The following is a 24,753-nucleotide window of genomic DNA, read 5'->3' on the forward strand; positions in this document are numbered from 1 at the left end:
ACCGCCGCCGCACCCACCGGGAGCCGCTTTGCCGATCAACGACTTCGACCGCTATCCGCTCCTCTTCGGGCCCTCCCCGGTCCATCCGCTCGAACGGCTGACCCACCACCTCGGCGGCGCCGCCCTGTGGGCCAAGCGCGAGGACTGCAACTCCGGCGTCGCCTACGGCGGGAACAAGACCCGCAAGCTGGAGTACCTGGTCGCCGACGCGCTCGCCCAGGGTTGCGACACCCTCGTCTCCATCGGCGGCGTCCAGTCCAACCACACCCGCCAGGTCGCCGCCGTCGCCGCCCGCGCCGGACTCAAGTGCGTCCTCGTCCAGGAGAGCTGGGTCGACTGGCCCGACTCCGTCTACGACAAGGTCGGCAACATCCTCGTCAGCCGCCTCGCGGGCGCCGACGTGCGCCTGGTGAAGGCCGGGTTCGGCATCGGCTTCAAGGAGAGCTGGGAGCAGGCCCTGCGCGAGGTCGAGGAGGGCGGCGGGAAGCCGTACGCGATCCCCGCGGGCGCCTCCGACCACCGGCTCGGCGGTCTCGGCTTCGCCAACTGGGCCTACGAGGTCGCCGAACAGGAGCGGGAGCTCGGCGTCTTCTTCGACACGGTCGTCGTCTGCTCGGTGACCGGCTCCACCCAGGCCGGCATGGTCGCGGGCTTCGCCGCGCTCGCCGAGGAGGGCGGCCCGGCCCGGCGGATCATCGGCATCGACGCCTCGGCGAAGCCCGTCCCGACGCACGAGCAGATCACCCGGATCGCCCGGGACACCGCCGCCCTCATCGGCGTCGAGCGCGAGGTGACGGCGGCCGACGTCGAGCTCGACGAGCGCTACCACGCCGGGGTGTACGGCATCCCGGACGAGACCACCCTCGACGCGATGCGGCTCGCCGCCCGCACCGAGGGCATGGTCACCGACCCCGTCTACGAGGGGAAGTCGATGGCGGGTCTGGTCGACCTGGTGGACCGGGGAGAGATCGGCCGGGACTCGACCGTGCTCTACGCCCACCTCGGAGGCCAGCCCGCCCTCAACGCCTACAGCGCCCTGTTCTGAGGTCTACAGCGCCTGGGCCGCCGGCTTGACCATGCCCCGGACGGTCCGCGACTTCACGAACTCGCCCATCGCCGTCATCTCCCACTCGCCGGAGAACTGCTTGATCAGCTTGGCCATCATCACGCCGGTCTGCGGCTCGGCCGTGGTCAGGTCGAAGCGGACCAGCTCCTCGCCCGTCGTCGCGTCGAGCAGCCGGCAGTAGGCCTTGGCGACCTCGGTGAACTTCTGGCCGGAGAAGGAGTTGACCGTGAAGACCAGGCCGGTGGCGTCGGCCGGGAGGCGGCCGAGGTCGACCGTGATCACCTCGTCGTCGCCCGCGCCCTCGCCGGTGAGGTTGTCGCCGGAGTGCTTGATCGAGCCGTTCAGGATGGACAGCTTGCCGAAGTAGCAGCTGTCCAGGTGGTTGCGCTGCGGGCCGTACGCGATGACGGAGGCGTCCAGGTCGATGTCCTTGCCCCGGTAGGCGGGCTCCCAGCCGAGGCCCATCTTGACCTGGGAGAGCAGCGGGCGGCCGCCCTTGACCAGGGACACCGTCTGGTTCTTCTGGAGGCTGACCCGGCCCTTGTCGAGGTTGATCTTGCCGGTGGAGACGGGGGCGGCGGCCGGGGGAGCGGCCGGGGCCGGGGGCACGGGGGCCGCGACGCGCGGGTCCGCCGGGGCGGCGGGCGGCGCGGGCGGCACCGGCGGGGCGACGGGGGCCGCGGCGACGGGCGGGGCGACGGGTGCGGGGGCGGCGGCGGGCTCGTCGTCCACCGAGACGCCGAAGTCGGTCGCGATGCCGGCGAGCCCGTTCGCGTACCCCTGGCCGACCGCACGGGCCTTCCACGCGCCGTTCCGCAGGTAGATCTCGACGACCACGAGCGCCGTCTCCGTGGCCAGCTGCGGCGGCGTGAACGTGGCGATCACGGATCCGTCGTCCGCGTTCCGGATCGTGGCCGTCGGCTCGATGCCCTGGAAGGTCTGGCCGGCGGCGTCCGGGCTCGCCGTGACGACGATCCGCTCGATGCCGGCGGGGAGGGCGCCGGTGTCCACCAGGATCGCGTCGGGCGCGGCCCCGCCGCCGGAGCGGTAGGTGACACCGGGCCCGGCGGGCTGGTTGTAGAAGATGAAGTCGTCGTCCGAGCGCACCTTGCCGTTGGCGCCGAGCAGCAGGCCCGAGACGTCGAGCCGCACGGGGGCGGCCACGTCCACCGCCACGCGCGCGGCGGTGAGAGGGATGTTCGAGCCGGGGGTCATAGCGGTCATGCCAGGGGTAACGATCCGGCCCCCTTTGCCGTTCCCTTACCGACGACCGGTTCGGCCACCCCGGTGACGGGGGCCATTCCCGGTCAGATCCGCCATAAGAATATTCTTTCGACCCATGGGAGAAGCGGGGGCCGCGGGCGGCGCGGGGACATCGGGCGGAAGCTCGTTCCGGACGGAGGACGTGGACGAGGCCCGCGAGGAGCTCGACGCGCGGTACTACGCGAACCGCATGGCCGTCGTCGACGGGGAGCGGCGCCCCTTCGCGGCCCGCTTCGACACCGTGTCGCTCGGGCCGCTGGTCATCGGCGACCTCAGCTGCGGCGCCGACGTGCGGATGAGCTTCGGCGAGCTCGGCGCGTACCACCTCAACGCGCCCATGAGCGGAACGATGGAAATGCGCCAGGGCGGCAGCTCCCGGATCGTCGCCACGCCCGCAGAGGCGCTGCTCCTCGACCCGGCCGGCGACACCTTCCTCGACCGCTGGAGCGGGGACTGCCGGACCCTGTCCGTGAAGGTCGGCGCGGCCGAACTGCGCGACCGCCTCGAACAGCTGATGGGCCGTCCCCCGCGCGGCCCGCTCGTCTTCGCGCCCCGTCTGGACATCACGCGCGGCCCCGGTCTGAGCTGGGTGCGCTTCGCCCGTCAGGTCGCCGCCGAGGCGCTCGCCGGGGAGGGGCTCGCCACGCACGAGCTGGTCGCGAGGCCCCTCCAGGAGGCCCTGCTCAACGGGCTGCTCCTGGCCGCCGAGCACCCCTGGCGCGAGGCGCTCGCCCACCCGGGGGAGCCGCGGCGCCCGGCCCCCGTGAAGCGCGCCATGGACGCGGTGCGGGAGCGCCCCGAGCACCCGTTCACGACCACCGAACTCGCGGCCCTGGCCCGGGTGAGCGTGCGCCGCCTCCAGGAGTCCTTCCGCGAGTACGTGGGGATGTCGCCGATGGCGTACGTGCGGGAGGTCCGGCTCGACCGGGTCCGCGAGGAGCTGCGGGCGGCCGCGCCGGACGAGGTGAGCGTGAGCGAGGTGGCCTGGCGCTGGGGCTTCTCCCACCAGGGCCGGTTCGCGGCCCGCTACCGGGAGCGGTTCGGCGAGCCGCCGTCCCGGACGCTGCGGGCGAGCGCGTAAGCGGGGTCGGGGGCGGGGCACCTGACCGACAACAGAAAGCGGGCGCCCGATCGGGAACGGAGCGCGAGCCCACCACCGGGAGGGGCGCAGGGTGCGCTTCCGAGCGTGCATCGACCCGTCGCGCATTCCGGACAGGTGCCGCGTTCCGCGGCTCGCGATGATCTTCGGGCGGGCCTACGGTGATCAGGTCCGGCGCGCAGCCCCGCGCCCGTGACCCGGGCCCCGGCCGGCTCCCCCGTATCAGTCCGGCCGGGTCCTGCGTACCCCCGTGCTCCGCGCTCAGTGCGGCCAGCGCGGGGCGTCCGCGCAGAACTGGCCGCCCACGTACAGGTCGTCGGGGCTGCCCTCGGCCAGGGGGCCCTGCTCGGCGACGATCTTCTCTGCGTACACCTCCGCGTCGTCCTCCGGCGCGTACCCGAGCGCCCGGGCCGCGGAGAGGTCCCACCACGCGCGCGTGTTGGCGGACGAGCCGTACACGACCGTGTGGGCCACGTCCTCCGCGGTGAGCGAGGCGTGCACGAGACGGGCGCAGTCGGCGGGGCTGAGCCACGTCGAGAGCATCCGTGCCGAGGTGGGCTCCGGGGTGCAGGAGCCGATGCGCAGGGAGACGGTCTCGATCCCGTGCCGGTCCCAGTAGAGCTGGGCGAGGTCCTCGCCGAAGCACTTGGAGAGGCCGTAGAAGGTGTCGGGCCGGTGCGGGGTGCCGACCGGGACCGGCGGCTCGCCCTCGCGCGGGCGCCGGGTGAAGCCGACCGCGTGGTTGCTGGAGGCGAAGACCACGCGCCGGACGCCCTCCTCGCGGGCGGCCTCGTAGAGGTGGTGGGTGCCGGCGATGTTGACGGCCAGGATCTGCTCGAAGTCGGCCTCCAGGGAGATGCCCGCCAGGTGCACGATCGCGTCGACGCCCCGGGCCGCCTCGCGCAGTGCCGCCCGGTCCGCGAGGTCGGCGCGGACCGCCTCGGGGGCGCCCGGCACGGGGTTGACGTCCAGGAGGCGGAGCTCGTGGCCGTACGGGGGCAGCAGCTCCCGCATCATCGTGCCGACGGCCCCGGCGGCGCCGGTGAGCAGGACGGTGCGGGGTGCGGTCATGGGGCGGGTCTCCTCTGTCGAACGGCGTGCGCGGGGGCGGTGTTCACCGCCGTGGGCACGCTAGGAAGGCGCCCGACGGAGCGTCAAGAACCTTGACGGAGGTGCGCAATCGCCTTGACCGGACCGGCCTAGGGCCTGTCTTTCGGGTCATGCCGGGCTCGCGGGGCCTGGTGCGCGCGCTCGCCGCGTCGTCGTCGGTCGGCAACTCCCCCGTAGCCCTTCGGGCACGGGAGGTGCCCCCGCCGCGTCGACTCCCTCCTCCGCCTTGCGATCGCGCGCACCAGGCCCCGCTCCTTGATCCGGCCTGATCCGAAAGCCAGGCCCTAGGGAGCGTCCGGCAGCGCCGCGAGGAGGCGCTGGGCCGAGGCGCGGGTGTCGGCGACGTGGGCGCGGGCCAGGGTCTCCGCGCCGTCCTCGTCGCGGTCGCGGACCGCCTCGTACAGCCGCTCGTGCGCCCCGCACATCGGCTCGCCGTCCGCCTGCGCCGAGGTGAGCCGGAAGAGCCGGCGCAGCCGGGAGTCGAGCGGGGCCATCAGGTCCATCAGGAGCGGGTTCCCGGAGAGCTCGACGATGTGGCGGTGGAAGTCGGCGTTGAGCGAGACGGCCTCGCGCAGCCGCCCGGACTCCGCCGCCCTCCTCGCCCGTGCCAGGAGCCGCTCCAGATCCCGCAGCTGCGCGGGGCTCGCGTGCCGGGCGGCGAGCCGCGCGGCCAGGCCCTCCAGGTTCTCCCGTACGTCGAAGAGGTACTCGGCGTCCCGCGGGCCGAACTCCGCCACCACCGAACCCCGGCGCGGCTGCACCGAGAGGAAGCCCTCCGACTCCAGGCGCTGCATCGCCTCGCGCACCGGCACCCGGGAGACCCGCAGCTCGTCGGCTATCTCCCGCTCGACCAGCCGCAGTCCCGCCGGGTAGTCGCCCTCGATGATCCGCTCGCGCAGCTCCACGTACACCCGCTCCCGCAGGGACAGGTGGGTGTCCCCGATGGCGGTGCTGCGGGCGGCGGGACGGGGGGTGGTCATCGGGAGGGCTCCAGTCGGGAGGCGCGGCGGAGACGGTGCTTCCCCGATCTTCGCAGACCGGTTCGGGAGGGGCCCGAAGTGAGGGTCCGCAAACCATTGCCTGGTATTCGGTATACCAGCTACGTTGGCGCGGCGCCGCGATCACCAGGGGGATCCCGGCGCGCCCCCTGCGACTCGTACGTACCTTCCGCTAAGGAGACACCATGAGCGAGGCCTCCGCCCCGCCCAGGCCCACCGCCCTCCTCGGGGCCACCCTCCCCGACGGCCGCACCGCCGACGTCCACCTCCAGGACGGCCGGGTGAGCGCTGTCGAGCCGCACGTCCCGGGCCGTCCCGCCCTGCCCGGCGCGCTCGACCTCGGCGGTGCGCTGCTGCTGCCCGCCCTCGTCGACGGCCACGCCCACCTCGACAAGACCCTCCTCGGCGCCCCCTGGCGCCCGCACCGCGCCACCGCCACCCTGCAGGAGCAGATCGCGTCCGAGCGCGAGTCCCGCCGCACCGAGGAGGTGCCCGTCGCCGAACGGGCCGCCGCGCTCGCCCGCCGCATGGTCTCCCTCGGCACCGGACACGTCCGCTCCCACGTCGACGTCGACCCCGACACCGGCCTCGGCCACCTGCACGCCCTCCTCGGCGTCCGCGAGGCGTTCCGCGGCCGGCTCGGCATCCAGCTCGTCGCCTTCCCGCAGTCCGGGGTCGTCGCCGCGCCCGGCGTCGCCGACCTCCTCGACGCCGCCCTCGCCGACGGCGCCGACCTCGTCGGCGGCCTCGACCCCGTCGGCTTCGACGGCGACGCCGCCGGCCAGCTCGACATCGTCTTCGGCCTCGCCGAGCGCCACGGCAAGGGCATCGACCTGCACCTCCACGACGGCGGCGAGACCGGCACCGCCCAGCTGCGCGACATCGCCGCCCGCACCGCCGCCCTCGGTCTCGGCGGCAAGGTCGCCGTCAGCCACGCCTACGCCCTCGGCGACGTCGACGACGGCGAACTCGACCGCACCGCCACCGCCCTCGCCGCCGCCGGCGTCGCGATCATGACCAACGGCCCGAGCGGCCCCGTCCCGCCCGTCCTCCGGCTGCGCGAGCACGGCGTCCGGGTCTTCGCCGGTTCCGACAACATCCGCGACACCTGGTGGCCCTACGGCACCGCCGACATGCTCGAACGCGCCACGATCATCGGCCTCAGGACCGGTCTCATGACCGACCCCGAACTGTCCGTCGCCGCCTCCCTCGTCACCGGCGAGGCCGCCGCCGCGCTCGGCCTCGGAGACTACGGCCTCGCCTCCGGCGCCCGCGCCGACCTCGTCGCGGTCGCCGCCGGCTCCGTCGCCGAGGCCGTCGCCGCCCACCCCCGCCGGCTGCTCGTCCTGCACGCCGGGAAGGTCGTCGGCCCCTTCGCCGACGACGACTACCCGGCGCTCGTCCCCTCGGCGTCCGCCGCGTCCTCCGGAGGGGCCGCGTGAGCACCGACACCGCTTCCCGTACGGTTCCGGCGGCGACCGAGGCGGGCCGTCTCGCCGCCGGCCGGATCGGCACCTTCGACCTCGTGTTCTTCGTCGTGGCCGCCGCCGCGCCGCTCACCGTCCTCGCCGGCGTCGCCCCCTTCGCCATCGGCATCGGCGGCCCCGGCGCCCCGCTCGCCTACCTCGTCTCCGGCGCCCTGCTCGCCCTCTTCGCCGCCGGGTTCACCGCGATGAGCCTGCACGTCCGCAACGCCGGCGCCTTCTACGCGTACGTCGCCCGCGGCCTCGGCCGCACCCTCGGCGTCGGCACCGCCTACGTCGCCGTCGTCTCGTACAACCTCGTCACCCCCGGAGTCGCCGCCGCCTTCGGCTACTTCGCCGCCGGATCGGTCCGCGACGCCAGCGGCGCCGACGTGCCCTGGTGGCTGCTCTCCGGAATCTGCGTCCTCGCCGTCGGCGTGCTCGGCTGGCTGAAGGTCACGCTCAGCGCCAAGGTCCTCGGCATCGCCCTGGTCCTGGAGGTCCTCTCGCTCGTCGTCATGGACGGCGGCATCCTCGGCGAGCGCGGCACAGCCGCCCTCGACACCGCCTCCTTCGCCCCCTCCACCCTCGCCGCCGGCGGCGTCGCGGGCATGTTCGTCCTGGTCATCGGTGCCTTCACCGGCTTCGAGGCCACCGCGATCTTCGCCGAGGAGGTACGCGAACCCCGCAGGACCGTGCCCCGCGCCACCTTCATCGCGATCGGCTTCCTCGCCGTCTTCTACTCCCTCGGCTGCTGGCTGATCATGGGTGCCTTCGGCACCGACCGGGCCGTCGGGCTCGCCCGCGCGGCCGACGGACCCGAACTCACCTTCAAGGCCGCCGAACTGTACGCGGGACCCTGGCTGGCGGACGCCATGCACGGCCTCATCATCGTCAGCGCCTTCGCCGCCACGCTCGCCTTCCACAACGCAGGAGCCCGCTACCTCTACGCCCTCGGCCGCGAAGGCCTGCTGCCCCGCCGCCTCGGCGCGGTCTCCGGCAAGCACGGCTCGCCCGGCGGCGCCGTCGTCGCCCAGACCGGCTTCAACCTGGCCGTCGTCGCCGCCGGGGCGCTCCTCGCCGCCGACCCGTACGGCGAGGTCTTCCTGTGGACCAACAGCGTGGGCGTCCTCGGCATCATGGGCATGCAGGCCCTCGCCGCGCTCGCCGTCTGGGCCTACTTCCGGCGCGACCGGATGGGCCTCTCGGCCGCCCGCGTCGTCTGGGCGCCGCTCGTCTCCTGCGCCGGCCTCGCCCTGCTGACCGTCCTGGCCGTGGTCCACTTCGACCTGCTCACCGGCCGCACCGGCGCCGTGAACACGTCCCTCCTGGTGCCGCTGCCGGTGGTCCTCGTGGCCGGTCTGCTCGTGGCCCGGCGCATCCGGCGCACGGACCCCGAGCGGTACGCCTCGCTCACGACGGTGGACGTGGAGCGGGACTGATCGGGTGTGCGTACGGGGCGGGGGGCCGCCCCCCGCCCCGTACGCCTTCCCGTGCTGCTCAGGCCAGGCGGCCGTCCCGGGCCACCACCCGGCCCGCGCGGACCACCAGGTCACGGCGCGGCACGTCCACCACCGCCTGCGGCAGGCATTCGCCGTCCACCAGCATGAAGTCGGCCGGCGAGCCCGGCCGGAGGTCCGCCTTCGGCAGGCCGAGCAGCTCCGCGCCCCCGTCGGCCGCGACCCGGAAGCAGGCCTCCAGCTCCTCGTCGAGCCGTGCGTCCAGGGCCCACGCGGCGAGCCAGGCGCGGTGCAGCATGTCCGCGTCGCCGAACGGGCTCCAGCTGTCCCGGACCCCGTCCGAGCCGAGACCGACCGTCACCCCGCGCTCCGCGAGCCGCGCGAACGGCAGGATCGTCGTCACGGACAGCGCGACCGTGGTGAGCGAGATCCCCGCCTCCGCGAGCAGGTCCGCCGTCTCGTCGAGCTCCCTGCCGGAGAGAGCGGCGACCGCGAAGGCGTGCCCCACGTTCACCCGGCCCTGCAGGCCGAGGGCCCGGGTGCGGGCGGCGATGTCCCGCAGCGGTGCGAGGCCCTGCTCGCCCCGGTCGTGGAGGTGGATGTCGAGCCCGAGCCCGTGCTTCTCGGCCAGCCCGAAGACCGTGCCCAGCTGGTCGCCCTCCAGGCCGCCGTCCGCGTCGAAGCCCGCCGGGTCGATGCCGCCGATGTGCGTGACGAGCCCGCTCGCGGCCGCCTCCGCCAGGAGCTCGGCCACCCCCGGCGTCCGGACCACCCCGTGCTGCGGGAACGCGACCAGCTCGACGTCCACGATCCCGGCGAGCTTCCGGGCCGCCTCGGCGACCCCCTCGATGCCGGAGAGCCCGTAGGCCGGGGCCACGTCCGCGTGGGCGCGCATCGCCCGGGTGCCCTGGGCGGCGGCGTGCGACATGAGCCGCAGCGCCCGCTCGCCCACCGGGGTCGGCAGGGCGCGGGCCAGCTCCACGTCACCGGCGACGTACTCGGCGATGCCGTGCGCGGGGCGGCGGCTGCGCCAGGGCTCGCCCCAGGAGGTCTTGTCGGGGTGGATGTGGGCGTCCACGAGGGTGGGGAGGGCCAGGCGGCCGGCGCCGTCGATCCGTTCCACCTCGGCGCCCGGGGGGATCTCCGCGACCAGTTCGCCGTCCACGGCGATCAGGTCTCGGGGCCGGTCTCCGAAGGGGCGGACGTTGTGGAAGACGGTGACGGTCACGAGGGCGCTCCTTGGGGACGGGGTCAGCTGATGCCTCATTTGGTATACCACGGGTCTTGTGTGGTGCGGTCGCGGTGCGGGAGCCTGGGCACGGCTGTGCGCGCCGTTCCGTGGCGGGCCCACAACGGGGGCTCACCACGCAAGGTCTTCCAGGGCATCCAGGTCCGGGACCACCATCGCCACCGGCTCCGAGCCGGCTGCGCCCACCCTCAGTTCCGCCCAGATCGTCTTGCCGCGTCTGGCATACCGGGTGCCCCAGCGCTCCGCGTACTGGGCGACCAGGTAGAGGCCGCGGCCGCCCTCGTCCGTCGTCGCCGCGTGGCGCAGGTGCGGGGAGGTGCTGCTGCCGTCCGAGACCTCGCAGATCAGGGTCCGGTCGTGGAGGAGCCGTACGCGTACCGGATCCGCCCCGTACCGCACCGCGTTCGTGATCAGTTCGCTGAGGATCAGCTCCGCCGTGAACGCGAGCCCGTCGAGCCCCCACTCCGACAGCTTCGCCGCCGCCGCGTTCCGTACCGGCGACACCGCCGACGGGTCCCGGGGCACCTCCCACTCGGCGATCCGGTCCCGGTCGAGCAGCCTGGTCTGTGCCACGAGCAGCGCGATGTCGTCGCGCGGCGCGGGCGAGAGGAGCGTCGCGAGCACGTCCGCGCAGGTCTGGTCCGGGCTCCGGTCCGCCTGGGAGAGCGTCGACCTCAGCAGCCCGAGGCCCGTGTCGATGTCCCGCCCGTGGTCCTCCAGGAGCCCGTCCGTGAACAGGACCAGCTTGCTGCCCTCCGGCAGCCGCAGCTCCGTCGACTCGAAGGGCACGTCGCCCAGGCCGAGCCCCAGCGGCAGGCCCGGCGACAGCTCCGGGAACTCGACCCGCCCGTCGGGACCCACGAGCGCCGGACCGGGATGCCCCGCGCTCGCCACCTGGCAGAGCCCGGACGCCGGGTCGTAGATCGCGTACAGGCAGGTCGCGCCGGTGATGCCCTCGTCCCGCCGCCGCGCCTCACCGGCCGCGCCCTCCGTGTCCCCGTTCTCGATCCGGCCCGTCAGCTCGTCGAGATGGCCGAGCAGCTCGTCCGGGGGCACGTCCAGGGTCGAGAAGTTGTGCACGGCCGTCCGCAGCCGCCCCATGGTCGCCGCCGCGTGCAGCCCGTGCCCCACCACGTCCCCGACCACGAGCGCCACCCGCGCGCCCGGCAGCGGGATCACGTCGAACCAGTCGCCGCCGACCCCGGCCTTCGCCGGGAGATAGCGGTACGCCACCTCGACCGCGCTCTGCTCCGGCAGCACCCGCGGCAGCAGGCTCCGCTGGAGCGTCACCGCCATCGCGTGCTCCCGCGTGAACCGGCGCGCGTTGTCGATCGCGACCGCCGCCCGCGCCGCCAGCTCCTCCGCGAACGACAGGTCCTCCTCCCCGAACGGCTCCGGGGTGTCCGCGCGCCAGAAGTTGGCCATCCCGAGGATCACCCCACGGGCCAGCAGCGGCACCGTGAGCAGCGAGTGCATCCCGTACGCCAGGGCCTGCGCCGCCCCCTCCGGGTCCTGCGCCCGCCAGCCCTCCGCCGCGGCCAGCACCGGCTCCACCACCGCGTGCCCCGCCTGCAGGGCCTTCGCCATCGGGGTGTTGCGGACGTCGAAGTGGACCGTGTCCCCGACCGGCTGCAGCGGCTGGTCCGGCCGCAGCCCGCTCAGCGCCGTCCGCCGCATCTCCGCGGACGCGGCCGCGCCCTCCGGCGGCTCCTCCCCGCGCAGCACCGGTTCGAGCAGCTCCACCGTCGCGAAGTCCGCGAACCGGGGCACCGCCACCTCCGCCAGCTCCTCCGCCGTCCGTACGACCTCCAGCGTCGTCCCGATCCGCACCCCCGCCTCGTACAGCAGCTGCAGCCGGCCGCGGGCCACCGCCGCCCGGCCGGTCACGGCCGCCAGCTCGGTGGTGTCCCGCATCGTCATCACGCACCCGGACTCCGAGCCGTGCGTCAGGGTGGGCCGCACGCTCACCGCGAGCAGCCGGTCGCCCGCCCGGTGCACCTCGTCCGTCGCGGACCGCCCCGACTCCAGGAGCTCGACCGTCCGCGGATCGAGGCCCAGCTCCGAGACGGGCCGCGCCTCCGCCTCCGCCGTCAGACCGAGCAGCCGGCGCGCCTCGTCGTTGGCGAGCAGCAGCCGGTGGTCGGCGTCCACGATCAGGACCCCCTCCCGCACCGCGTGAAGGACCGCCTCGTGGTGCTCCTTCATCCGGGTCATCTCCGCCGGCCCGAGCCCGTGCGTCTGCCGCCGCAGCCGCCGGCTCACCAGGGCCGCCCCGCCCACGGCCGCCGCCAGCGCGCCGCCCGCCACGCCGATGAGCAGCGGCAGCCGCCCCTGCACCGCGTGCGAGATGCTCTCCACCTCGATGCCGCTGCTCACCAGGCCGACGATCCGGCCCTTGTCGTCCACCACCGGGACGACGGCCCGCACGGCGTCGTTCGGCGCGCCCCGGAACAGCTCGGTGTACGCCTGGCCCTCCACCGTCGCCCGGGAGAGGTCCCCGGTCGCCTTCTGGCCGATCAGCTCCGGCCGCGAATCGGTGTACCGCACCCCGGAGGGGCTCAGGACCGCGATGAAGTCCACGCCCGTCGACTTCCGGGTCGCCTCCGCCCGGCTCTGCAGCGCCGCCGTCGGATCGGGCGAGGTCAGCGCCGCGTCGATGCCGGGCGCGTGGGCGAAGGCCTCCGCGACCGCGAGCGAGCGGATCCGGGCGTCCCGCTCGGTGTCGCTGCGCGCCTGGAAGAACGTCACGAGCACGGCCGCCACGATCACCAGGAGCGCGATCAGCGCCTCCAGGGCGAACACCTGCCCGGCGACGCTCCGCAACCCCGTGCGCCGGCCCTTCCCCTTCGCAGGGTCCCGGCCCTTGCCCCGGTCCTCGGCCGTCATCCCGTGCTCCTGGCGATCAGGAGCGCCACGTCGTCCGGCGCGCCCGGCCGGCGCAGCGCCCGCAGGAGCCGGTCACAGGTCTCCTCAAGCGGCCCGCGCGCCTCGTCGAGGAGGTGGACGAGCAGGTCGAGCCGTTCGTCGATCGCCTCGTGGCGGGTCTCGATCAGACCGTCCGTGTAGAGCACCAGGCGGTCCCCGGGCAGGAACGGCACCCGGGTCGTCCGGAAGACGCCGCCGCCGACGCCCAGCGGCACGCCCGTGGAGATCCGCACCAGCTCCGCGGGTCCGTCCGCCGGGACCCGGACCGGCGGCAGATGGCCCGCGTTCGCGATCCGGCACCGCTGCCGCACCGGGTCGTACACGGCGAACAGACAGGTCGCGATGTAGTGCTCGAGGCCCGCCGTGATCCTGTCCAGATGCCGCAGGACCTGCGCCGGGGACAGATCGAGGTCCGCGAACGCGCAGGTCGCGGTCCGCAGCCGGCCCATCGTCGCCGCCGCGTCGATCCCGCTGCCCATCACGTCCCCGACGACGAGCGCCGTCTTGTCGTCGGACAGCGCGATCACGTCGTACCAGTCGCCGCCGACCTCGCTCGACGCGTACGCCGGCTGGTAGCGGGCGGCGACCTCCAGGCCCGTCCGCTCCGGGGGAGTCGCCGGCAGCAGACTCCGCTGGAGCGTCACCGCAGAGTTCCGCACGCTCTGGTACCAGCGCGCGTTGTCGATGCTGACGGCCGCGCGGGCCGCCAGCTCCGACGCGAGCAGCACGTCGTCCCCGTCGAAGGGCAGCGCGTTGCGGTCCCGCTTCAGGTCGAGCGCGCCCAGCACCTCGCCGCGCGCGATCAGCGGCACCGCCAGGTACGAGTGGACGCCGGCCCGCGCCAGCAGCTCCGCGGCCTCCGGGCTCCGTGCGATCCGCGACAGGTCCCCCGGGCCCACGTGCTCCACCAGGACCGGCAGACCCGTGTGCACGCACCGGGTGACCAGCCGGTCCGCGCCGTACATCGCGACCTCACCCGGCGGGTCCGCCGCCGGCAGCGCCTCCGTACGGGCCCCCGCCTTCACCGCGAGCGCGCGGAACAGCTCGGGCCCCTCCTCCGGCGCGCCCGGCCTGCGCAGCGCCAGGACGGAGTCCAGGACGTCGACCGCCGCGATGTCCGCGAGCTCCGGCACCACCACCGAGGCCAGCTCGTCCGCCGTCCGCTCCACCTCCAGGGTGGTGCCCACCCGGGCCGAGGCGTCCGCGATCAGCGCGAGCCGCCGCCGCGACCGGTCGGCGTCAGCGTCCGCCCGGTGCCGCTCGGTCACGTCGATGACCGAGGCCGCGACGCCCTGCACACGGCCGTCGGCCCCTTCCAGGCGGTAGAACGACAGGGACCAGTTGTGCTCGTGCCCCGGATCGGCCGGGGTCCTGCCCGCCACCGTGTGATCGAGCAGGGGCGTCCCCGTCGCGAGGACCGTGCGCAGCGCCGCCTCCAGCGCCTCGGCGTCGACCTGCGGAAGCATGTCGCCGATCTGCCGGCCGAGGTGCTCCGCGGCCGGGATGCCGTTGATCCGCTCCAGGGCCGGGTTCACCAGGACGTAGCGCAGCTCCGTGTCGAGGACGGCGAGGCCGATCGGCGACTGCGACACCAGCCGGTCGGAGAGCGCCAGCTCCGTCTCGATCCGCTCCACGGCGGCGCCGTCGGCGGCGATCCCGAGCGCGTACAGGTCGCCCAGGTCGTCGGTCAGCCGCATGTTCCGGAACTCCACCCGCCGGACCGAGCCGTCCTTGTGCCGTACGGGGAAGGTGCCCGCCCAGGCCGCGCCGCCGTGCAGCACCTCGCCGAAGAGGCGCTTCGCCTCCTCGCGGTGCTCCTCGCCGACGATCAGCCGGGCGACGTAACGGCCGAGGGCCTCGTCGGCACGGAACCCGAAGAGGCTCTCCGCCTGAGGGCTCCACAGCACGATCCTGCCCTGGGCGTCCACGACGACGGCGGCGACTCCGAGCACGTCGAGGAGCCCCTTGCCGTCGAGGGGCACACCGACCCGCCCTGTCGTCCCCGGGAAGGAACCGGCCGTCACACCACCCTCCTCCCACCGCACGACGCCTGTCTCCATGCTCCCCGCGCACGGGCTGCGCCGCACCCTGCCGTCGCGGGCGGGCGCCCGGCGGGGCGGGTGGGCACACGGGACGGCGCGCTCAGCGACGCCTCCGCGTTCCGCGCCCGGACCCGCACCACGTTGTGCGCCGCCGTCAGGGGTGCGGGTCAGGGCGCGGGAGCCTCTGGCGCCGGCAGGGGCGCCGTCCGTTGCGCCCACCCTCCCCCAAGCTCTCGGCTTCGCTCAAGCAGGGGGACCCCCATCGCCCCGGCGGAACGACTGCCCACAACGGGCCGGGCGTGGGCCCACAACGGGTGGCGGGGCCGCTCAGCCGGTGGAGGAGACCGGGGCCGCTCGGCGGCGGCTCGGGGCCGCCAGGGTCAGCGCCCAGATCGTTCCCGCCACCGCCGCCACCGGCAGCAGCACCCGCACGTCCATCACCGCGACGAGACCCGCGCCCAGTGCGATCGCCAGTGCGTTCGGGGCCATGACCAGGGTGTTCGCCGTTGCCGCGACCCGGCCGACCGCCTCCGCCGGGGCCTCCTTCTGGACGGCCGTCATGACCGCGATCAGGACCCACGGCATCCCGAGGCCGATCACCGCGCTCGCGGCCAGCGCCGTCGCCTCGTACGGCAGCGCTCCCCGTACCCCCACCGCCACCGCGAACAGCGCGAGTCCGGCCGCGGAGAGCGTCCGCTCCGGGACACGGCGGAGCAGGGGGCCCGTGACCAGGCCCGCGAGGACCGAGCCCACGCCCTGGACCGCGTAGAGCACCCCCGCGTACGCGGGCGCGTGCCCGAGCCCCTCGTCCACGACGGCGTAGATCGCCGCCCCGTTCACCCCCGCGAGCAGCATCGTGAACGCGCCCGTCGCCACCAGCGGCACCAGCACCCGCGAGCCCCGGAGGAGCCGTACGCCCTCGGCCGTCTCGCGCCACCAGTTCCGGGACTCCGGCCGAGCGGGCCGCTCCTCCCGGACCGGCATCAGCGCGAACAGGCCCGCCGCGACCGCGAAGCTCACCGCGTCGAGGAGGGCGACGGGCCCGCCCCCGTACCGGGCGAAGAGGCCCGCCGCGACCAGCGGGGCGATCAGTTTCATGGACTCGTTCGCCGTCATCCGCAGTCCGTTGAACGTGCCGAGCCGCTTCTCGTCGACGGCGACCGTCATCAGCGCCTGCTCCGCCGCGTCGTGGACGGCGCCCTGCGCCCCGTACAGCACGAGGACCGCGAAGAGCAGCCACACCCGGTCCGCCGACTCCACCCACAGCAGCAGCGGCAGCAGGACCGCCATCGCCAGGTTCAGGACGACCATGAGCGGTCTGCGCCGCATCCGGTCGGCGAGCGTGCCGAGCAGCGGCCCGACGAGCACGGGCGCCCAGAGGGCGAAGGAGGCCAGGGCCGCGAGACTGTCGGAGCCCGTGAGGGACTTGACCCAGATCCCGGAGACCAGCCACATCGCCGTCGTGCCGAATCCGGACACGACGACACCTGTCAGATACAAAGACCAACGCATGGCCGAAGGCTGTCGTCTGAGGTGGGCCGCGCGGATCGGTCGGATGCCCTAATCAGCAGCCTCCCGATACGGCGTGCAGCGCGGCGCGCGCCGCCGCGCACAGCTCGTCGTCCTCCGGCACGGACCGCCAGCCGCCGTGCTCCACCGGCCGCTCGTCCGCGTCGAGGAACGCGCGGAGCACGGGTACGGCGGGCGCGGACGCCGGGCCGATCGCGCCGAGCAGCCGGACCGTCTCGGTGACAGCCCGGGTGACGCCCCCGCGCGCGTACGGCTCGATCGCCGCCACCAGCGCCGGCACCACCTCGTCGGCGCGGCCGGTGATCCGCCACAGCGCCTCGCCGACCCGCAGCGGCAGCCAGCCGACCGTCTCCGTCGGCAGCAGCTCGCGGAGCCGGTCGGCGTACGGGGCGCCCGCCGGGCCCAGCTCGCCGAGCAGGATCGCCGGGTTGTCGTTCCCGTACGGCTCGCCGAGCCGGGGCAGGTACAGGGCGAGCGCGGGCCCGCGCTCGCCGGTGAGCCGGGCGTACGCGAGGGCCAGCGCCCGCGGCGCGAACGGCTGGTCCTGCGGCGGGGCGTCGATCAGCGCCCGCAGCCGTTCCCGGTCCACGGCCGCGGCGGCCTCGGGCCCGACCGCGGCGAGCGCCTCGGCCGCCCACACGGCCGCGGGGCTCTCCAGGAGGGCGCACAGCTCGGGGACGGCGGGCGCGGCCGCCGGACCCCAGGCCGTCAGCGTCTGGCACAGCGCCCGCGCCTCGTCCACCGACCGTGCGGCCCGCAGCCGGGTCCGCAGCGGCGGCAGCAGCACCTCGGCGTGCGCGGAGAGCGGCCCGAGGGTCTCGCTCAGGCTCAACTCGTGCGTCCACCAGCCCTCGGAGTGGACCGAGAAGTACGCGAAGCCGAGCCGCTCCCCGCCGAGGCGCCGCGCGAGCGGGCCGGCGCAGCGGGGGTCCCCGCTCCGGGCGAGCGCCCACAGGGCGTGGTCCTGCGCGGGCAGGTACGGCTCGCCCTCGTCCGTGGCCATCGTGGCGAGCCGGTCCGTCCACGGCCGGGCGGCGGTTCCGCACGTGCCGAGGACCCGGGCGGCGAAGAGCCGGTTCTCCGGTTCCGGGTCGCCGAGCAGTTCCGCCACCGCCGGCAGCAGGGCCGGCACGGCCGAGCGCCGGCGGCTCAGCTCCCCGGCGGCGGCCTCCAGGGCCTCGCGCCGGGTCGGCGCGGCGGGGTGCCCGAGGAGTCGGACGAGGTGGCCGGCCCGCTCGGCCGGGGTCCCGCCGAACAGCTTCAGCGCCTCGGCGACCCGGTATCCGCCGAGGTCACCGCCCTCCAGCACGTCGCCCACCACGCGCGTGTGGTTCCTGTCCGGGACCCCGGCGGCCCGCAGGGCGGCCACGGCGCGCAGCCGCTTCCCGGGGGCCGTGTCCGGGGCCGTCAGCCCGTGGAGGCGGGCGAGCGTCGCCTCCCGCTCGCGGTCCGCGTGGCCGGCCAGCTTGCCCGCCGCGTGCACGAGCGCGTCCATGACCTCCGGCACGGTCTCCCGCTCGTGCCGGGCCCACAGGGCGGTGAGCACGGCGTCGGCCTGCCCGCGTGCCTGGCCGAGGGCTTCGGCGGTCGCCGTCCGCACCTCCGGTTCGGGATCGTGGAGCAGCGGCAGCAGGCCGGGGACCGCGCTGTCCCAGGCCTCGGCCCAGCCGGGGGCGATCCAGCGGGGCTCGACCCGGTTGCCCTCGGCCGCGACGCAGATGACGAGGTCGATCAGTTCGATCCGTACCGACGCGTCGACGGACGGATCGGCGGCGGCGCGGACGAGGAAGGGGAGCGCGGCCACGGAGGCCGACTCGACGCAGCCGCCCTGGTGGTGCACGTTCACCAGCAGCGTGTCGGCCGCGTCGGCGGCCTCGTCCGGCCGGTAGAGGGCGCGGAGCAGCCCCGGGACGTCCACCGCGGGTCCGTACGCGTGCCGGTGGGACGCCCAGTCGACGGCGTCGAGCCCGGCGAGCGGGTGGTACACGCCCGGCCGGGACCCGCTCATGCCCGTGCCTCCGCCCCCGTCGCCGCCCGCTTCTCGTACCGGAGCGCGATCCCCGTCACCACCGCGCCGAACCCCTCCCACAGGCCCACGCCGAGGAAGCCGGCCGGGGCGCGGCCGGTGACGACCGCCAGGGTGAAGACGGTGAAGGTGAGCAGCCGGAAGGGGACCGTCCAGCGGAAGAAGGCCTTCCAGTCGGCGAGGGCGGCGAGGACGTAGTAGACGCCCATGTTGAGCGCGGCCATCGAGGAGGACGTCAGGAAGACCAGGGTGTGGTCGCCGTCCGCGCGCCCGCCCTCGGGCACCGGCTCGAAGCCCATGACCGAGAGCAGTGCGTCCGGGGCGACCAGGCCCACCACCCCCAGGGCGGCGGCGAGCACGCCGAAGACCGCCATGGTCCAGCCGGACAGGGAACGGGGCAGGCGCACGGCGGTCCTCCGTGAGGTGGCAGCAGGGTCGGTGAATCGAATGTGTGCTCGGTGAGGAGCGTGACCCTGCATATCGTGCGACGGGGCCCGACGGCCAATCGGCCCCCGTCCCCCGTCACTTCAGGGCCGCCTCCATCATCTTCTGCGCCACCGGCGCCGCCAGACCGTTGCCGCTGACCTCGGAGCGGGCGGCGCCCGAGTCCTCGATCATGACCGCGACGGCGACCTGCTTCCCGGTCGAGGAGTCCTTCGCGTAGGAGGTGAACCAGGCGTACGGCGTCTTGCTGTTGTTCTCGCCGTGCTGCGCGGTGCCGGTCTTGCCGCCGACCTCGGCGCCGTCCACGGCCGCGTTGGTACCCGTGCCCTTCTCCACCACGGTCACCATCGCGCTCCGCAGCTGCTCCGCCGTCCTGGAGGACACGATCCGCTCGGTGTCCCCGTCCTCGTACGAGGTCAGCGCGTCGCCGTCGGAGTCGACGACCTCCGAGACCATGTGCGGGGCCGCGAGCAGGCCGTCGTTGGCGATCGCGGCCGACACCATCGCCATCTGGAGCGGGGTGGCCGTCACGTCGAACTGGCCGATGCCGGTGAGCGCGGTCTGCGCCTTGTCCATGCCGGAGGGGTACACGCTCGCGTAGGCGCGGACCGGGACGTCGAGCTCGGCGTCGTTGAAGCCGAACTTCTCCGCCATCGCCTTCACCTTGTCCTGCCCCAGGTCGGCGGCCATCTTGGCGAAGACGTTGTTGCAGGAGTACCGGAGCGCGGTGCGGATCGTGGCGTTCTCGCAGGGCGCGGAGGCGTTCTCGTTCCTCAGCACGGTCCGGGTGCCCGGCAGGGTGTACGGGTCGGGGCTCTGCGTCGCCGTGTCGACGGAGCCGTACAGGCCGTCCTCCAGGGCGGCGGCCGCGACGACCAGCTTGAAGGTGGAGCCGGGCGGGAGCGGCTGCCGGAGCGCGCGGTTCACCAGCGGCTTGTCCTCGTCGGCCGTCAGCCGCTTCCAGACGTCGCCGTCGTTCGTCCCGGAGATCTTCGACGGGTCGTACGACGGGGTGGAGACCATGGCGAGGATCCGGCCGGTCGCCGGGTCGACGGCGACCGCCGCGCCCTTCTTGCCGCCGAGCGCCCGGTAGGCGGCCTTCTGCACGTCCGGGTCGATCGTCGTGACGACCGTCCCCGGCTCCTGCTGTTTGCGGGTGACCGCGTCCACGGGGTTCTTCAGCCGGTCGTCGGTGCCGTCGAGGACCTTGGAGTAGATGCCCTCCAGCTGGGTGGCGCCGTACGCCTGCGAGCTGTAGCCGGTGACCGCCGCGTACAGGTCGCCGTCCGTGTACGTCCGCTTGTACGCGAGGTCCGATCCCTCCGTCCTCTTCGAGCCGGTGACCGGGGAGCCGGCCACGACGATGTTCCCGAGCGGCTGCGCGTACTGCGCGATGGTCTTCCGCCGGTTCTTCGAGTCGTCCGCGAGCGCCTTGCCTTCGTACGCCTGCACCCAGGTGGCCCGCCCGAGCAGGGCGAGCACCAGGATCAGGACGAAGACCGACGTGTGCCTGATCGTCTTGTTCATCGCACTGGTGGGGACGAACGGACCGGTGCCCGTCGTTCCGGATGTGTCCCGTTTCTCAGCGAACCTTCATGTCGGTGCCGCGTGCGATCATGCCCGGGGCCCCGGGGGAGGGGCTGAGACGTACGAGGTGGGGAGTCGGCGTGGCGGGTGTGGGCGGGGAGCGGGACGGTTCGGGTTCGTCCGTGCCGGACGAGGTGTGGCAGGAGTTCCTGCGGACCTCCGGCGAGGGCTCGGGCGCCGCGCCGAGGGAGCCGTCCGCGCGGGAACGCGCGGTCGCGGAGCCGACGCCGTGGCGCGCGCACACGCCCGGACGGCCCCGGCGGAGCTCCCGGCGGGGCTGGTACGTGGCGGGGTTCCTGGCCGCCCTCGTGCTGCTCGTCGTGGCCCTGGACCCGGGCGGCGTCGTCGGCTGGTCCGGCGACGGTGACCCTGACCCGAAGCCCCTCGCGCAGGAGTCGGCACGACCGGACCAGGCGCCTCCCGCCGAGCCCGGCGGGCGCGCCACCCTCGCCGAACCCTTCCGGGGCTCCCCGGCGGCCCGCTGGGCGAACGGCACGGCCGGCATCCACATGCCCGCCGCCAAGGCGACCGGCTGGATGACGAAGGCGGAGGTGGAGCGCGCCCTCGCGCGGACCCGCGACTTCCTCGCCGCGTCCGGCCTGGACCCGGCGGTGCTCCGCGGCGGACACCCGGACAGGGCGATCGCCCTGATGAACCCGCACCAGCAGGACGTCCGAACCTTCGTGACGACCTCGCTGCGCACCCCCGGCAAGGACAACGACCCGCTGCTCCTCTTCAGCCGCTTCGACCCGGCCCAGGCGCGGCCCGTCGGGGACGTGGTGAGGACCCGCGGCCGGATCTCCTACCGGGAGGGCCGTCGCGGGGCCCTGGAGGTGACCGCCGACGTCACGTACGTGTACCCGGTCGCACCGGCCGGCGGCGGCGACGAGGTCGTACGGGTGATCGTGCGCCGGGAGACCGTCGTGAGCTGGGACGACCCGTCGAAGGTGATCACCGAGGCGGGGACCTTCAGCCTCGTGTCCTACAAGACCGACATGACGAACGGCGGCTGTGACAACGTGACGGGCTATTTCCGGCCGGAGTTCGGCGGGGGCGGCGCCGGGGGCGACGGCGAGACGGTCGACCCGTACGACCGCACGGGGCCGGTCGGGGAGGGGCGGGGCGGCTGCGGGGTCGCTACGCGATCGTGAGGCGGGGCGAGTGCCCGCACGCCCGCGGGGCGGTGCCCCCGCTGCCGTGTGGGCACTCGCCCCGCAGGGCGATGGGGGTCCCCCCTGCTCGAGCGAAGCCGAGAGCTTGGGGGAGGGTGGGCGCACGGGACGGCGCCCTTCAGCGGCGCCTCCGCGTTCCGCGTCCTGGCCCGCACCACGTGTGCGCCGTCGCTCGCGGTGCGGGTCCAGGCGCGGGAGCCTCTGGCGTCGGCATGGGCGCCGTCCGTTGTGCCCACCCGTTCCGCCCCGGCGGAACGCATGCCCACAACGGGCGGGGCGCAGGCCCACAACGGGCGGCGGGGCTCAGTTCGACCGTACGAATCCCGACTCGTACGCCAGGATCACCGCCTGCGTCCGGTCCCGCGCGCCCAGTTTCGACAGGACCGCCGCCACGTGGGTCTTCACCGTCGCCGGGCCGACGCCGATCCGCGTGGCGATCTCCGCGTTCGTGAGGCCCGTCGCGATCAGGCGGAGCACCTCCGCCTCCCGTTCGGTGAGCCGCGAGGCCCAGGGCGGTGCGGCCGGGGGCCGGTGGCGGGCGTGCTCGGCGGCCAGGCCCCGTACCGCCGCCGGGTAGAGCAGCGAGTCGCCGCGCGCCACCAGACGGACCGCGCTCACCAGTTCCTCCGCCGCCGCCCGCTTCAGCAGGAAGCCGGCCGCGCCGACGCGTAGGGCGTCGTACACGTAGGAGTCGTTCTCGAAGGTGGTCACCACCACGATCCGCGGCGGCTCCGCCAGACCCGCCAGGATCTGCTCGGTCGCCCGGATCCCGTCGATCTCCGGCATCCGCACGTCCATGAGGACGACGTCCGGCCGCTCCGTCCGCACCACCGACACCGCCTCGGCGCCCGTGGACGCCTCGCCGACGACCTCCAGGTCGGGCTCCGCGTCCAGGATGACCCGCAGGGCCGTCCTGACCATCCGCTCGTCGTCGGCGAGGACGATCCTGATCGCCGCCGCGCTCACCGGGGGATCCTGACCGCGAGGCGCCACACCGCACCGGCCGGACCGGCGGAGGCCGTGCCGCCGAGGAGCCGGGCCCGTTCGGCGATCCCGCGCAGGCCGCGCCCGCCGTCGGGCCGGGTGACCGGGGGTCGGTCGGGCAGGGGGTTCTCCATGGTGATCTCCAACTCCTCGGTACGGGCGTCGAGCCGTACGGTGACGGGCGTGCCGCCCGCGTGCCGGGCCGCGTTCGTCAGCCCTTCCTGGACGATCCGGTACGCCTCCCGCGACAGCGTCTCCGGTACGGAACCCAGGGTGCCGTCCACCGTCAGCGCGACCCGCGGCCCCGCGCCCCGCACGAGGGCCTCCAGGGCGTCGAGCCCCGGTCCTGGACCCTGCTCGGGTGTGCCGTCGTTCCTCAACAGGCCGAGGACCCAGTCCAGTTCGCCGACCGTGCGCCGGGTGGTGTCCTCGATCGCGGTCAGCGCCTCCCGTACGAACTCCAGGTCGGCCCGGTCGCCGTCCAGGACCCGGCGGGCGGCGCCCGCCTGGAGGGTGACCGCGCTGAGGGCGTGGCCGACGGAGTCGTGCAGTTCGCGGGCGAGCCGGTTGCGGGACTCGGCCTCGGCGGCGCGCCGTTCGGCCGCCGCGAGCCGGTCCGCCGGGCTCGGGCCGAGCAGCAGGGGCGCCTGCCGGGCGAGCAGGGCCCCGGTCGCGGCGGTGACGGCGGCGAGCGCGAGCAGCATGAGCAGCCCGGCCGGGAGCCCCGCCCAGACCCACGCGGGCCGGTCGAGCCCCCAGATCCGGCCGAGTTCGGACTCCCGGAGCCCCGGCGAGAACGGCAGCGCCATCACCGACACCGCGAACGGCGGCAGCGCAAGCGTCGCCCCGCTGATCAGCGCCCCGGCGCCCAGGTGCAGGGTGAACCATCCGGCCGTCCTGGCCCTGGCCCGCGGGCCGTGCGCCGGGCCGTCCGCGAACCGGTCGGCCGGCACCCCGCACAGCGCCCGCGCCGCCGCCACCGACATCGGCCGGGCCAGCGGGAAGAGCGCGATGAGCGCGGCGAGCGGCAGCCCCGCCGCGTACGCCCCGAATTGTGCCCCGAGGCTGCCGCCGAACGGGCCGCCGCCGTCGAGGAACGGCCCCAGGACGACGGTGCCGACCAGCCAGAAGGGCATGAACAGCGCGCCGCCCAGGATCAGATGGAGCCACCGCAGCCTGGCCCGCTGCCCGAAGAGGGCGGTCGCCGGTCTCACGCCCCGGCGCTCCGGCGCCGCAGGAACAGTGCCACGCACGCGGCGAGCAGGAACCCGGTGATCATGTCGCCAGCGTAGGACAGCTGTACGAGCCCGGGGACACGCTTCGTCGGATCCGACTCCGGCAGCAGCGCGATGAGCGACATGTAGGCACCCCAGCAGCCGGCGGCCGCCGGGGCCGTCCAGGCCAGGGCGAGCGTGGTGCGGACCCGGAGACGGGCCGGCCGGCGCAGGACCAGGAGGAGGGTGACGGCGACGGCGACGAGGACGAAGCCGAACCGCTCGGCCTCCAGGACGTAGAAGTCGGCGTCGCGTTCGGCGATGCGCCGGGCGGACAGGCCCGTGGTCGAGCCGGCCGCCCACAGCAGGTGGAGCGCGGCGGGCAGGAGTGCGACGACCGAGCCGGCCACGGCGAGGGCGCGCGCCCCGGGCCCGGACGTGCCGGCGGACAGCTCGCCGAGGCGGCCCTGCCACAGGTGGCCCCAGCGGTCCCGGGCGTACAGGACGAAGAGCGAGCCGAGGGCGAGGCCCTGGAGGATGAACCCGCTGTAGACCACGCCGAACACCCAGCCGTCCAGGAAGGGTTCGCGGGGGGCCGCGGCCTTGTCGTCGCCGGTGAGGAGGGCGACCGCGAGCTGCGCCGGGTAGCCGGTCATGATCGGGGCGAGCAGCCCGGTCGCCGCCCACATGGGGAGGGCGAGGAGCCAGGCGGGGAACCGCCGGCCCCAGGGCTGGGTGAGGAGCAGGGCGAGGACGACGACGAGGACGTCGGCGAGGACGGTGGCCGAGTTGGCGATCACCATCATCCGCCGGTGCTCCAGGAGCGCGCTCCCGGCCGGGATGCCGATCTCGCTGCCCGCCACCCAGGCGACCTTGAGCGAGATGTACGGGAGGCAGGCGAGGATCGCGAGGGCGCGCAGCGCCCGGCGGGCGGCGCTCGGGCGGTGGCCGGCGGCGGGCGCCGGGGCGGGGAGGGGCGCGGTCTGTGTCATGGCTCCACGCTCCCGCGCGGCCCCGGGCGGTCACCTCCTGCCGAGCGGTGAACCGCCTCCGCCGCACGGGGGAGAGGCCCTCCTCCCCGCCGTCGTCCGAACCTGGATTGGCCCATGTTCCCGGTGATC

At 74.9% G+C, this 24,753-nt stretch carries 18 protein-coding genes; 5 read left to right on the plus strand and 13 right to left on the minus strand.

The window, feature by feature from the left end:
• Positions 1-28 precede the first annotated feature (28 nt).
• Entirely contained in the window at positions 29-1,045 is a 1,017-nt protein-coding gene (locus ACFYX3_RS07465) for a 1-aminocyclopropane-1-carboxylate deaminase (RefSeq protein ID WP_382651375.1), read from the plus strand.
• Between the two features lie 3 nt (positions 1,046-1,048).
• On the opposite strand, the gene ACFYX3_RS07470 is transcribed toward ACFYX3_RS07465, so the two are convergent.
• Positions 1,049-2,290, minus strand: a complete 1,242-nt coding sequence (locus ACFYX3_RS07470; protein WP_389009204.1) for a TerD family protein — start codon at positions 2,288-2,290, stop codon at positions 1,049-1,051.
• Positions 2,291-2,405: 115 nt separating this feature from the next.
• Here ACFYX3_RS07470 and ACFYX3_RS07475 point away from each other — a divergent pair, with 115 nt between their 5' ends.
• Positions 2,406-3,410, plus strand: coding sequence for an AraC family transcriptional regulator (locus ACFYX3_RS07475; protein ID WP_389009207.1), 1,005 nt, complete (start codon positions 2,406-2,408; stop codon positions 3,408-3,410).
• Between the two features lie 279 nt (positions 3,411-3,689).
• Here the strand turns inward: ACFYX3_RS07475 and ACFYX3_RS07480 are convergent, their stop codons facing one another.
• Together ACFYX3_RS07480 and ACFYX3_RS07485 are read right to left on the minus strand one after the other, a co-directional pair.
• Positions 3,690-4,499 (minus strand): NAD-dependent epimerase/dehydratase family protein, encoded by an 810-nt coding sequence (locus ACFYX3_RS07480; RefSeq protein WP_389009210.1) that lies wholly within the window; start codon positions 4,497-4,499, stop codon positions 3,690-3,692.
• A 323-nt stretch (positions 4,500-4,822) separates the two neighbouring features.
• The gene (locus ACFYX3_RS07485; RefSeq protein ID WP_389009213.1) at positions 4,823-5,518 is read right to left on the minus strand and encodes a GntR family transcriptional regulator; all 696 of its coding nucleotides are present in this window, start codon (positions 5,516-5,518) and stop codon (positions 4,823-4,825) included.
• 203 nt (positions 5,519-5,721) lie between these two features.
• Here ACFYX3_RS07485 and ACFYX3_RS07490 point away from each other — a divergent pair, with 203 nt between their 5' ends.
• Positions 5,722-6,978: an amidohydrolase gene (locus ACFYX3_RS07490; protein ID WP_389009216.1), complete on the plus strand. Its 1,257-nt coding sequence runs from the start codon at positions 5,722-5,724 to the stop codon at positions 6,976-6,978.
• A complete protein-coding gene (locus tag ACFYX3_RS07495; RefSeq protein ID WP_389009219.1) occupies positions 6,975-8,441 on the plus strand; it encodes an APC family permease in 1,467 nt (488 codons plus the stop codon). The genes ACFYX3_RS07490 and ACFYX3_RS07495 overlap by 4 nt, the downstream gene beginning before the upstream one ends.
• Positions 8,442-8,499: 58 nt before the next feature.
• On the opposite strand, the gene ACFYX3_RS07500 is transcribed toward ACFYX3_RS07495, so the two are convergent.
• From ACFYX3_RS07500 to ACFYX3_RS07530, 7 genes are all read right to left on the minus strand, one after another.
• Complete coding sequence (locus tag ACFYX3_RS07500; protein ID WP_389009222.1) at positions 8,500-9,726, minus strand: amidohydrolase; 1,227 nt, start codon at positions 9,724-9,726, stop codon at positions 8,500-8,502.
• A 93-nt stretch (positions 9,727-9,819) separates the two neighbouring features.
• Positions 9,820-12,594 carry a SpoIIE family protein phosphatase gene (locus tag ACFYX3_RS07505; protein WP_389009225.1) on the minus strand — a complete coding sequence of 925 codons (2,775 nt, stop codon included), beginning with the start codon at positions 12,592-12,594 and terminating at the stop codon, positions 9,820-9,822.
• Positions 12,591-14,657, minus strand: a complete 2,067-nt coding sequence (locus tag ACFYX3_RS07510; protein WP_389009228.1) for a SpoIIE family protein phosphatase — start codon at positions 14,655-14,657, stop codon at positions 12,591-12,593. Before ACFYX3_RS07510 ends, ACFYX3_RS07505 begins: the two co-directional genes overlap by 4 nt.
• A gap of 345 nt (positions 14,658-15,002) precedes the next feature.
• The gene (locus ACFYX3_RS07515; protein WP_389009231.1) at positions 15,003-16,187 is read right to left on the minus strand and encodes an MFS transporter; all 1,185 of its coding nucleotides are present in this window, start codon (positions 16,185-16,187) and stop codon (positions 15,003-15,005) included.
• Between the two features lie 52 nt (positions 16,188-16,239).
• Complete coding sequence (locus ACFYX3_RS07520) at positions 16,240-18,213, minus strand: hypothetical protein (protein ID WP_389009234.1); 1,974 nt, start codon at positions 18,211-18,213, stop codon at positions 16,240-16,242.
• Positions 18,210-18,605 carry a hypothetical protein gene (locus ACFYX3_RS07525; protein ID WP_389009466.1) on the minus strand — a complete coding sequence of 132 codons (396 nt, stop codon included), beginning with the start codon at positions 18,603-18,605 and terminating at the stop codon, positions 18,210-18,212. The genes ACFYX3_RS07520 and ACFYX3_RS07525 overlap by 4 nt, the downstream gene beginning before the upstream one ends.
• Before the next feature lie 148 nt (positions 18,606-18,753).
• Complete coding sequence (locus tag ACFYX3_RS07530; RefSeq protein ID WP_389009237.1) at positions 18,754-20,202, minus strand: peptidoglycan D,D-transpeptidase FtsI family protein; 1,449 nt, start codon at positions 20,200-20,202, stop codon at positions 18,754-18,756.
• A gap of 140 nt (positions 20,203-20,342) precedes the next feature.
• On the opposite strand from ACFYX3_RS07530, the gene ACFYX3_RS07535 reads away from it, so the two are divergent.
• Positions 20,343-21,413 carry a hypothetical protein gene (locus ACFYX3_RS07535; protein WP_389009240.1) on the plus strand — a complete coding sequence of 357 codons (1,071 nt, stop codon included), beginning with the start codon at positions 20,343-20,345 and terminating at the stop codon, positions 21,411-21,413.
• A gap of 324 nt (positions 21,414-21,737) precedes the next feature.
• Here ACFYX3_RS07535 and ACFYX3_RS07540 read toward each other — a convergent pair whose 3' ends face one another.
• Genes ACFYX3_RS07540 through ACFYX3_RS07550 form a run of 3 tightly spaced genes read right to left on the minus strand, consistent with a single transcriptional unit; the run spans position 21,738 to position 24,624 of the window.
• Positions 21,738-22,355 carry a response regulator transcription factor gene (locus ACFYX3_RS07540; RefSeq protein ID WP_359509375.1) on the minus strand — a complete coding sequence of 206 codons (618 nt, stop codon included), beginning with the start codon at positions 22,353-22,355 and terminating at the stop codon, positions 21,738-21,740.
• Between the two features lie 41 nt (positions 22,356-22,396).
• Positions 22,397-23,632, minus strand: a complete 1,236-nt coding sequence (locus ACFYX3_RS07545) for a sensor histidine kinase (protein ID WP_389009243.1) — start codon at positions 23,630-23,632, stop codon at positions 22,397-22,399.
• Positions 23,629-24,624 (minus strand): hypothetical protein, encoded by a 996-nt coding sequence (locus tag ACFYX3_RS07550; protein ID WP_389009247.1) that lies wholly within the window; start codon positions 24,622-24,624, stop codon positions 23,629-23,631. Before ACFYX3_RS07550 ends, ACFYX3_RS07545 begins: the two co-directional genes overlap by 4 nt.
• Between the last annotated feature and the right edge of the window lie 129 nt (positions 24,625-24,753).

It is taken from the genome of Streptomyces sp. NPDC002463 (assembly GCF_042889835.1).
GTDB classification, from domain to species: domain Bacteria; phylum Actinomycetota; class Actinomycetes; order Streptomycetales; family Streptomycetaceae; genus Streptomyces; species Streptomyces nymphaeiformis.

Coding starts and splice junctions, on each gene's coding strand:
- ACFYX3_RS07485 (WP_389009213.1), bottom strand. CDS start 5,518: ATGACCACCCCCCGTCCCGCCGCCCGCAGCACCGCCATCGGGGACACC.
- ACFYX3_RS07525 (WP_389009466.1), bottom strand. CDS start 18,605: ATGGCGGTCTTCGGCGTGCTCGCCGCCGCCCTGGGGGTGGTGGGCCTG.
- ACFYX3_RS07550 (WP_389009247.1), bottom strand. CDS start 24,624: ATGACACAGACCGCGCCCCTCCCCGCCCCGGCGCCCGCCGCCGGCCAC.
- ACFYX3_RS07500 (WP_389009222.1), bottom strand. CDS start 9,726: ATGAGGCATCAGCTGACCCCGTCCCCAAGGAGCGCCCTCGTGACCGTC.
- ACFYX3_RS07515 (WP_389009231.1), bottom strand. CDS start 16,187: ATGCGTTGGTCTTTGTATCTGACAGGTGTCGTCGTGTCCGGATTCGGC.
- ACFYX3_RS07480 (WP_389009210.1), bottom strand. CDS start 4,499: ATGACCGCACCCCGCACCGTCCTGCTCACCGGCGCCGCCGGGGCCGTC.
- ACFYX3_RS07475 (WP_389009207.1), top strand. CDS start 2,406: ATGGGAGAAGCGGGGGCCGCGGGCGGCGCGGGGACATCGGGCGGAAGC.
- ACFYX3_RS07530 (WP_389009237.1), bottom strand. CDS start 20,202: ATGAACAAGACGATCAGGCACACGTCGGTCTTCGTCCTGATCCTGGTG.
- ACFYX3_RS07490 (WP_389009216.1), top strand. CDS start 5,722: ATGAGCGAGGCCTCCGCCCCGCCCAGGCCCACCGCCCTCCTCGGGGCC.
- ACFYX3_RS07505 (WP_389009225.1), bottom strand. CDS start 12,594: ATGACGGCCGAGGACCGGGGCAAGGGCCGGGACCCTGCGAAGGGGAAG.
- ACFYX3_RS07520 (WP_389009234.1), bottom strand. CDS start 18,213: ATGAGCGGGTCCCGGCCGGGCGTGTACCACCCGCTCGCCGGGCTCGAC.
- ACFYX3_RS07540 (WP_359509375.1), bottom strand. CDS start 22,355: ATGGTCAGGACGGCCCTGCGGGTCATCCTGGACGCGGAGCCCGACCTG.
- ACFYX3_RS07470 (WP_389009204.1), bottom strand. CDS start 2,290: ATGACCGCTATGACCCCCGGCTCGAACATCCCTCTCACCGCCGCGCGC.